Source organism: Nocardioides sp., from assembly GCF_031422975.1.
Lineage (GTDB): Bacteria > Actinomycetota > Actinomycetes > Propionibacteriales > Nocardioidaceae > Nocardioides.
Map to the genome: position 1 here is coordinate 1 of NZ_JANPEO010000645.1, position 4361 is coordinate 4361.

Here is a 4361-nt window from a genome sequence, read left to right on the forward strand (position 1 = left end):
GGTCGCGCCGATGCCAGTGATAACGATCTTTTTGGTCATAACATAACTCCCCGTGAGGCGTGGAAACGCGGGAGGCAAGTCCCGCACGAACAGGCCGGTCGGCGGATGCCGGCCGGCCTGTTCATCGGCGCAGGTCTTAGCCCTGAGCCTTAGTGATGAACGAGACGGCGTCGCCGACGGTCTTGAGGTTCTTGACCTCGTCGTCGGGGATGGTCACGCCGAACTTCTCCTCGGCGGCCACGACGACCTCAACCATGGAGAGGGAGTCGACGTCGAGGTCGTCCACGAAGGACTTGTCGAGCTGCACGTCGTCGGCGTCGATGCCGGCGACCTCGTTGACGATCTCGGCAAGGTCGGCGCGGATCTCTTCGGTGGTGGCCATTGGGCCTTCCTTCCATTGATGGGTGGAGCATTGTGGGTGAAGCATTGTGGGTACAGCCAAGTGGGTACTGCTGGTGTGAAACTCAGGGGGGCTACGGGACGACGATGACCTGGGCGGCGTAGGAGAGACCGGCGCCGAAGGCGATGAGCAGAGCGATGTCGCCGGACTTGGCCTCGCCCTCGACCATCATCCGCTCGAGCGCCAGCGGCACCGACGCGGCGGAGGTGTTGCCCTGCTCGGCGATGTCGCGGGCGATACGCACCCGGGCCGGCAGCTTCATCGAGCGGGCCATCGCGTCGATGATGCGCATGTTGGCCTGGTGCGGCACGAAGACGTCAAGGTCGTCGAGGGTGATGCCGGCCTTGTCCAGGGCCTGTTGGCCGATCTTGGCCATCGCGAAGGAGGCCCACCGGAAGACGGGGTTTCCCTGCATCGTCAGGTGCGGCATCACGCCGCTGCCGGGCACCTCGGGGGTGCCGACGACGTCGCGCCAGTCCTCACGTTGGCGGATCAGGTCGAACTGCTCGCCGTCGGAGCCCCACACGACCGGGCCGATGCCCGGGGTGTCGCTCGGTCCGACGACGGCCGCACCGGCGCCGTCGGCGAAGATGAAGGCCGTGCCGCGGTCGGTGACGTCAAGGATGTCGGTGAGGCGCTCGACGCCGATGACCAGGACGTGGCGGGCGCTTCCGGCCCTGACGAAGTCGGAGGCCAGGGAGATGCCGTGGCAGAACCCGGAGCAGGCCGCGGAGATGTCGAAGGCCGCGGCCTGCTCGGTGCCGAGCTCATGCGCGATGGCGGTGGCCACCGCCGGGGTCTGGAGCATGTGGCTGACGGTCGCGACAACCACGCAGTCGATCTGGCGGGCGTCGAGGCCCGCCCGCTCGAGAGCGATCCGCGACGCGGCGACCGACATCATCTGGACGGACTCCTCAGGGCCCGCCCATCGGCGGGCCTTGATGCCCGAGCGCTGCTGGATCCACTCGTCGCTGGAGTCGATCGCGTCGATCACCTCGGAGTTGGGCACGGAACGCACGGGGCGGTAGGCGCCGATGCCGAGCACTGCGGCGTGCGGTGCGCCGGTGGCTGCACTGATCGCGGTCATCAGGAGACTCCCTCGGGGTGCAGGCGCAGCAGCGGCTGGCCGGGCGAGACCAGGTCGCCGTCCTCAACCAGCCACTCGACGACGCTGCCGCCGTGCAGGGCCTTGACGACGGTGCTGTCGCGCGTGCTGGCGACCTCGCCGATGGCGGCGCCGGGCGGGAGCAGGCCGGCATCGGCGGCCTCCGCGGCGCGGTGGAACGTGCCCTTGCCCGGCGAGACGACCATCCGCCACGTCGGGGAGGTCTCGATCTGCGAGGCCTCCCCATGCTTGTCCGCGAAGGCTCGCGCGTCATCGAGCTGGTCGGGCGACTTGAGGGCGAAGGTCTCCACGCCCTTCATGGCGCGCTTGGCGATGCCGGTCAGGGTCCCGGCCGGGGGCATCTCCAAGATGCCGGTGACGCCGAGGTCGAGCATGGTCTCCATGCACAGGTCCCAGCGCACCGGGCTGGCGATCTGGCCGACGATGCGGGCGATGACGTCGCCTCCGTCGTGGATGATCTGGCCGTCCCGGTTGGAGATGACCGGCGTACGCGGGTCATGGGTCGAGACCGAGCGCGCGAGCCCGGCGAGGTGGCTGACGGCCGACTGCATGTGGCTCGTGTGGAAGGCGCCGGCCACCGACAACGCAATCAGCCGGGCCTTCGCGGGCGGAGCGTCGGCGAAGGCGGCCAGCTGCTCGAGGGTGCCGGCGGCGACGATCTGACCGGGGCCGTTGTCGTTGGCGGCAGTGAGACCGTGGAGCGTGAGAGCTGCCAGCACCTCCTCCCGGTCGCCACCGAGGACGGCGGTCATGCCGGTCGGGGTCAGGGCCGACGCCGTGGCCATCGCGGCCCCGCGCTCACGGACCAGCACCATGGCCTGTTCTGCGGTGATCACCCGGGCACCGGCGGCGGCGGACAGCTCGCCGACGCTGTGGCCGGCCACCGCGCCGATCCGCGCGAATGCGTCCGCGGGGTGCGGGAAGAGGTCCAGCGCCGCGACCAGTCCGGTCGCCACCAACAGCGGCTGGGCGATCCTGGTGTCGCGGATCGTCTCCGCGTCGGCGTTGGTGCCGTAGTCGGCGAGGTCGAGCCCGGCGACGGTCGAGAGCCAGTCGAGGCGCGAGGCGAAGACGGGGTCCTCGAGCCATGGGCTGAGGAAACCGGGGGTCTGGGCCCCTTGGCCGGGAGCGACGATGACGAGCACAGGACCAGCCTGCCGGGTGCCGCCCAGGCATGCGCCTCGGACCCGCACGAATCTGGACCCCAGTTCTTTGTAGGGTTCCTACAAGGAAGCGTCCGGCGCTTGGCGGCCGGACTGGCGGCCCAGCACGAGGGCGATCTGCAGCGTGAAGGCATCTCGGGCGGAGGTGGGCGCCAGGCCGGTCACCTCGGTGGCCTGCTTGAGGCGATAGCGGACCGTGTTGGGGTGGACGAAGAGGTGGCGCGCGGCCGCCTCGATGGCGCACCCGTGCTCGAAGTACGCCGCCAGCGTCTCGATCAGGGTGCCGCGCGCGCCCAGGAGAGGCAGATAGACCTGGTCGACGAGGTGTCGACGGGCGTGACCGTCGCCGGCGAGCGCTCGCTCGGGCAGGAGCTCGTCGCTGCGCACCGGGCGGGGTGCCTCCGGCCAGCCCGCGGCCGAGCGATGTGCCGACATCGCTGCCCTGGCGGAGGCATGGGCGTGGCTCAGGTCGTCGGTGACCGGGCCCACGACCACGGGGCCGGGCCCGAAGTGGTCGACGATGCGCAGCGCGGCGTCGTAGGGGTCACTCACGCCGCCGAGCACCACGACTAGCCGGTCGCCCTGCGTGGCGCACAGCGCGTCCATCCCGGCCGCCTGCGAGACGCGGCGGACGTGCTCGAAGATGTCGGTCTCCGTGCGCTGAGCGTGGACAGCCCCCAACACGACTGCCACATCTCCGCGCGCGCCCCACCCCAGTGCGCTGGCGCGGGACAGCACCGCCTCGTCTGCCTCCGACCTCAGCACCGCGTCCACGACCAGCGCCTCGAGGCGCGCATCCCAGGCGCCCCGGACCTCGGCGGCACGGGCGTAGACCTCGGCCGTCGCGAACGCGACCTCGCGGCCGTAGCGCAGGATGGCCTGGTGCACCTCGAAGGCGTCCGCCGGGTCGAGGAAGGCATCGATGTTGGCCTCGACGACGGAGATGCTCAGCCGGACGAGGTCGACGGTCTGCTTCAGGTCGATGACCCCGGTGAGCTCTCGAGGCGCGGCACCGAAGACCGCCGAGGCGAGTGGCGGCGTGTCACCGGCGTGGAGCGCATCCAGGTGAGTGTCGAGCCCGAACCAGTCGATGAAGCCCTTGATGCCGCCCTGCACGACGAGCCCGACCCAGGACCGGTCCTGGGCGCTGAGCTCCTGGAACCACTCGAGGTCGCTGGCCATCTTGGCCATGGCGGCCGTGCTGAGGGCGCCGGTCGAGCGCTGCAGGGCGGCGGCAGCGCGGCGACGGGACGGCTCGGCTGTCGGCACCCGTCGAATCTAGTCCCACCGGTCACTTCCGTCACCCACCAGGTGTCTGGAGGTAACAAACAACACACAACTGGCGTGGGGTGTGGGCAACGATGGGTCCGAGCGGGCGGCGGTCTGGTTGAATCGCGCAAATCATTCGATCCGGGAGTGCACGTGAGCGATCTGCCTGAGCTTGAGTTCGTCGAGATCCACGGACATCGGCGCGCGTTCCTCAAGACCGGCTCCGGTCCTGCCCTGCTGCTGCTCCACGGGCTCGGGTGTGACCACACCACCTGGGCGCCGGTCATCGAGTCGCTTGCCAAGCGCTTCCCCGTGATCGCACCCGTTATGCTCGGCCACGGGGCCGCGGCCAAGCCGCGGGCCGACTACAGCGTCGGCGGCTACCCCAACGGCAAGCGCGACC

5 protein-coding genes are annotated in these 4361 nt (G+C 70.2%); 1 reads left to right on the plus strand and 4 read right to left on the minus strand.

The window, feature by feature from the left end:
- Positions 1-136: 136 nt before the first annotated feature.
- The 4 genes from RMO85_RS18980 to RMO85_RS18995 form a co-directional block, all read right to left on the minus strand.
- The gene (locus tag RMO85_RS18980; RefSeq protein ID WP_310530277.1) at positions 137-382 is read right to left on the minus strand and encodes an acyl carrier protein; all 246 of its coding nucleotides are present in this window, start codon (positions 380-382) and stop codon (positions 137-139) included.
- 91 nt (positions 383-473) lie between these two features.
- Positions 474-1487: a beta-ketoacyl-ACP synthase III gene (locus tag RMO85_RS18985; RefSeq protein ID WP_310530278.1), complete on the minus strand. Its 1014-nt coding sequence runs from the start codon at positions 1485-1487 to the stop codon at positions 474-476.
- Positions 1487-2671: an acyltransferase domain-containing protein gene (locus tag RMO85_RS18990; protein WP_310530279.1), complete on the minus strand. Its 1185-nt coding sequence runs from the start codon at positions 2669-2671 to the stop codon at positions 1487-1489. The genes RMO85_RS18985 and RMO85_RS18990 overlap by 1 nt, the downstream gene beginning before the upstream one ends.
- A 78-nt stretch (positions 2672-2749) precedes the next feature.
- Entirely contained in the window at positions 2750-3958 is a 1209-nt protein-coding gene (locus RMO85_RS18995; protein WP_310530280.1) for a helix-turn-helix domain-containing protein, read from the minus strand.
- A gap of 153 nt (positions 3959-4111) precedes the next feature.
- Between RMO85_RS18995 and RMO85_RS19000 the strand changes: the two genes are divergently transcribed.
- Positions 4112-4361, plus strand: a 250-nt coding sequence (locus RMO85_RS19000; RefSeq protein ID WP_397204359.1) for an alpha/beta fold hydrolase, incomplete at its 3' end; no start/stop codon positions are given.

Bases quoted from the DNA above. Each gene is read 5' to 3' on its own strand.
- RMO85_RS18980 (WP_310530277.1), bottom strand. From the start codon at position 382: ATGGCCACCACCGAAGAGATCCGCGCCGACCTTGCCGAGATCGTCAAC.
- RMO85_RS18985 (WP_310530278.1), bottom strand. From the start codon at position 1,487: ATGACCGCGATCAGTGCAGCCACCGGCGCACCGCACGCCGCAGTGCTC.